The following is a 3,993-nucleotide window of genomic DNA, read 5'->3' on the forward strand; positions in this document are numbered from 1 at the left end:
GGCTTGTTGCCGTAAGGCTTCTTGCCGCGGCCGTCGGGATTGCGATGGCCGCTGGGACCGGTCTCCACGCCTTCGGGCACGTACCAGGTGCGGAACGCCGCCGGATTGCCGTCGGGCAACGGCTTGACGCCCTTTTCCTTGCGCTGCTTGAACGGCTTTTGCGACTGGCGCGCCGCGGCTTCGCCGCTGACGGTCAGGCCGCCGGGCTTACGCGGGCCACCGCGGCCGCGACCGCCGCGATCTTCGCGGACGTGGTCGAAGCGGCGCAGTTCGCGGCCTTCGTCGGCGGTGTTGTGGCCGCCGACGTAGCCGGCGGAACGCTCGTTGCCGGACAGGTGCACGGTCGACTTGGTCGCCTTGCGCTGGCCGATCACCGGCTGCAGGGTCAGCGCCGACGGGGTGCCGTCTTCCAGGCCCAGCTCGGTGCGCAGCGCCTCGACCTTATCGGCCGCCAGCTCCTGCGAATGGCTGCGCAACAGTTCGCGCGGCAGCGCGACCTTGCCGTAGCGGATGCGTTTGAGGCGGCTGACCTGGCAGCCTTGCGACTCCCACAGGCGGCGCACTTCGCGGTTGCGGCCTTCCTTGACCACGACCCGGAACCAGTCGTGCGAATCGGTGCCGCCGATGCGTTCGATTTCGTCGAACTTGGCTGGACCGTCTTCCAGCGAGACGCCGCGGGCGAGGCGGTCGACCAGATTGTCGGGCACCGTGTCCTGGCCTTCGGGAGCGCGCACGCGGCAGACGTATTCGCGCTCGACTTCGAAGGAGGGGTGCATCAGCGCGTTGGCCAACTCACCGTCGGTGGTCAGCAGCAACAGGCCGGTGGTGTTGATGTCCAGGCGGCCGATCGCGATCCAGCGCGCGCCCTTGAGCGCGGGCAGCGAATCGAAAATGGTCGGGCGGCCTTCGGGGTCTTCGCGGGTGGTGACCTCGCCTTCGGGCTTGTTGTACATCAGCACGCGCGAGGGTTCGGTCAGCGCGCTGGCGACGAAGCTGCGGCCGTCCAGTTCGATCTTGTCGCCGCCTTTGATGCTTACGCCGATCTGGGCGGTCTCGCCATTGACCTTGACCAGGCCGTCGGCGATGCGCTGCTCCAGCGCGCGGCGCGAGCCCAGGCCCGCTTGCGCCAGCACCTTGTGCAGGCGTTCTTCCAAGCGCGGCGCTTCGGGGGCCGCGCTGTCGCCGCTACGCTTCAATGAGAGCTTGCGGGGTTTTTCGTCAGTCATTTCTGTTGCTCCGGCCGGTCGTCTTCGGACTCGGCCTCAAGTTCCGGAACGGTCGTCGTCTCGACGGCGTGTTGGTCTTGCTCGTGATCGTTCGCGTCCGCCGCGCGCTCGCCCGGCGCGGCTTCGGGGTCGTCCGAAAGGACGGTGTGTTCGGTGTCGTCTTGGCCGTCGGCGGGTTCGCCGGCGGCTTCGGATGGGGTGTCTGCGTCGGTGGAGGCTTCGGCGGGAGCCGGTTCGGTCTCGGCCGATGCGTCGGCTTGTTCGTCGTTGCTGTCGGCGTCGGTGTCGGTATCGGCGTCGGCCGAGTCGGCGTTCGCGGCAGTCTCGCCGGCGGCGCTGTCGTCGTTGGCCTGGTCCTCGCCGCGGCCGATGCCGCCGGCGGCGATCGGCTCGCCGTCCAGCGCCAGCTGCGGTTCGAGCTCGCCGATGTCCTTGAGTTCCGACAGCGGCGGCAGCTCGTCCAGGCGCTTGAGCCCGAAGTAATCCAGGAACGCCTTGGTGGTGCCGAACAGGGCCGGCTTGCCGGGCACGTCGCGGTGGCCGACCACGCGGATCCACTCGCGCTCTTCCAAAGCCTTGATGATGTTGCTGCTGACCGCCACGCCGCGGACCTGTTCGATCTCGCCGCGGGTGATCGGCTGGCGGTAGGCGATCAGCGCCAGGGTTTCCAGGGTGGCGCGGGTGTAGCGGGTCTGGCGTTCGGTCCACAGCCGCGCCACCCAGGGGTGGACGTCGGCCTGGACCTGGAAGCGGAAGCCGGAGGCCAGTTCGACCAGCTCGACGCCGCGCTCGGCGCAGCCCTCGCGCAGGGTCTGCAGCGCGGTCTCGATGCTGTCCGGCGGCGCGGGCTGATCCTCGGGGAACAGTTCGCGCAGTTGCGCCAGCGTCAACGGCTGGTTGGCCGCGAGCAAGGCGGCTTCGACGATGCGGGTGATCAGGTGTTGGTCCATTGAAACCGGGATTCTGGGTTCGGGAATGGGATCAGGTGGATCGTCCCGCGCGGTCGGCGCGGGCTTGCGGTGCCTGGGCGGGCGATGGGGCGCCGGAGCGGGGCGATGTCCGGGTCACGGACCGTCCGGCGCGGGCGCTCACGGTGCGCGGTCGTCGTCGTTGGCGGCGTCGTCGAACTCGCTGCTGAGTTCGATTTCGTCGGGATCCTTCATCAACGCCAGCGATTTGACGTAGATCGGCGCCAGCGGCCCTTCCTGCACGATTTCGATCAACTGCTCCTTGGCCAGGGTCAGCAGCCCCAGGAAGGTCACCACCACGCCGAGCCGGCCTTCCTCGACCGTGAACAGCGACTCGAAACGATGGAACACCCCGTCGTTCATCCGGGTGAGCAGCTCGCCCATGCGTTGGCGCACGCTCAGCGCATCGCGCTTGATCGCGTGCTGGGTGTACAGCTCGGCGCGTTTGAACACGTCGTGCAGGGCCAGCAGCATTTCCTTCAGTTCCACCGGCGGCGGCAGCTTGACCGAGGCGCGGTCGGGCACATAGGCCTGCACCGGCGCGGTGTCGCGGTCTTGCCGGGGCAGCGCGTCGATGTCCTCGGCGGCCTTCTTGAAGCGCTCGTACTCCTGCAGGCGGCGGACCAGTTCGGCGCGGGGGTCTTCCTCGATGCCTTCCTCGTTCGGCGCGCGCGGCAGCAGCATCCGCGATTTGATCTCGGCCAGGATCGCGGCCATGACCAGGTATTCGGCGGCCAGCTCGAAACGCATTTCGTGCATGGCCTGGATGTAGTCGACGTATTGCCGGGTGATCTCGGCGACCGGGATGTCCAGGATGTCCAGGTTCTGCCGGCGGATCAGGTACAGCAGCAGGTCCAGCGGGCCCTCGAAGGCTTCCAGGATGACTTCCAGCGCATCCGGCGGGATGTACAGGTCTTGCGGAATCTGCAGCACCGGCTGGCCGTGGATCACCGCCAGCGGCATTTCCTGCTGCTGAGGCGTGGTCGGGCCCGGGGCGGGACCCGGTGCGGATTCGGTCGCGGCGGGCGCGGGTTCGTTGGTCATTCAGAACCGGCCCCTCCGGGCCGCGGGCACAGCTGTTGCGACGATGCGTACGGCACGAGGCCGCAACGGAATGACGTAACGGTTGGGTACAACCGATGCGTGCACTCGTAAGCGGAGCGTCCCTATGGGTGCTACCAACCACTTCGAAAGGCGTGTGCTTGGCCCGAACGGTCCCGGCCTGCGCGACACGCGCGGGGCGTGGCGGCTAAGGCGTCGAGGGTTGCGGGCGCGGGCCGGTGGACTGCAGCGATGCAAGCGTACTGGCGCACCGATGGTGTGCGGGAGAGTACGGGTGCGGACGTGGCGACGGTTGGGATCCGGTCGCGACGGGTTTGCTGCATCCGGCCTGACGGCAATTGACGTTTAGGGTAAGGGCTGGGCGCGGCAGTGTCCAGCGTCGGGATGAATGCCGGGTGCGCGGCGGTCGCCGATTCGGCCGGCGCGCACCGGGGCGAGGGCGCTCGCAGGCCGCGCGCCGCCGGTCGGGCGGTGCCGGATTAGTGCAATTGATCGGCTGAATGAACGCACATTGGCGCCCATGGCCTGGGGAGGTCAGTGGCAGGGACGGGCCCGGCGCCACGTTGTGTAGATCGCAGGGCGGGAAAGCCTGCTGGATATCGATGCATCCGCGCCGCCGCTAGACTGGCGCCCGGAAGCTTCATCCACCTTTATGGAACTGGGGATACAGATGAATCGAGCAAGGATCGCGGCCGCCGTGATGGTGGCTTTGTTGTCGGCCTGCAAGGCGCCCGCGC

At 68.2% G+C, this 3,993-nt stretch carries 4 protein-coding genes; all 4 read right to left on the reverse strand.

The window, feature by feature from the left end:
• On the reverse strand, positions 1-1,226 hold a 1,226-nt coding region (locus V7787_RS52405), incomplete at its 3' end, for a pseudouridine synthase (protein ID WP_336095395.1).
• Positions 1,223-2,176 carry an SMC-Scp complex subunit ScpB gene (gene scpB / locus V7787_RS52410; RefSeq protein ID WP_336095396.1) on the reverse strand — a complete coding sequence of 318 codons (954 nt, stop codon included), beginning with the start codon at positions 2,174-2,176 and terminating at the stop codon, positions 1,223-1,225. The genes V7787_RS52405 and scpB, both read right to left, overlap by 4 nt.
• A 138-nt stretch (positions 2,177-2,314) precedes the next feature.
• Entirely contained in the window at positions 2,315-3,238 is a 924-nt protein-coding gene (locus V7787_RS52415) for a segregation and condensation protein A (protein WP_442965385.1), read from the reverse strand.
• A gap of 552 nt (positions 3,239-3,790) precedes the next feature.
• Positions 3,791-3,993, reverse strand: a 203-nt coding sequence (locus V7787_RS52420) for a hypothetical protein (protein WP_336095397.1), incomplete at its 5' end; no start/stop codon positions are given.

This window comes from Pseudomonas sp. CGJS7 (assembly GCF_036961695.1).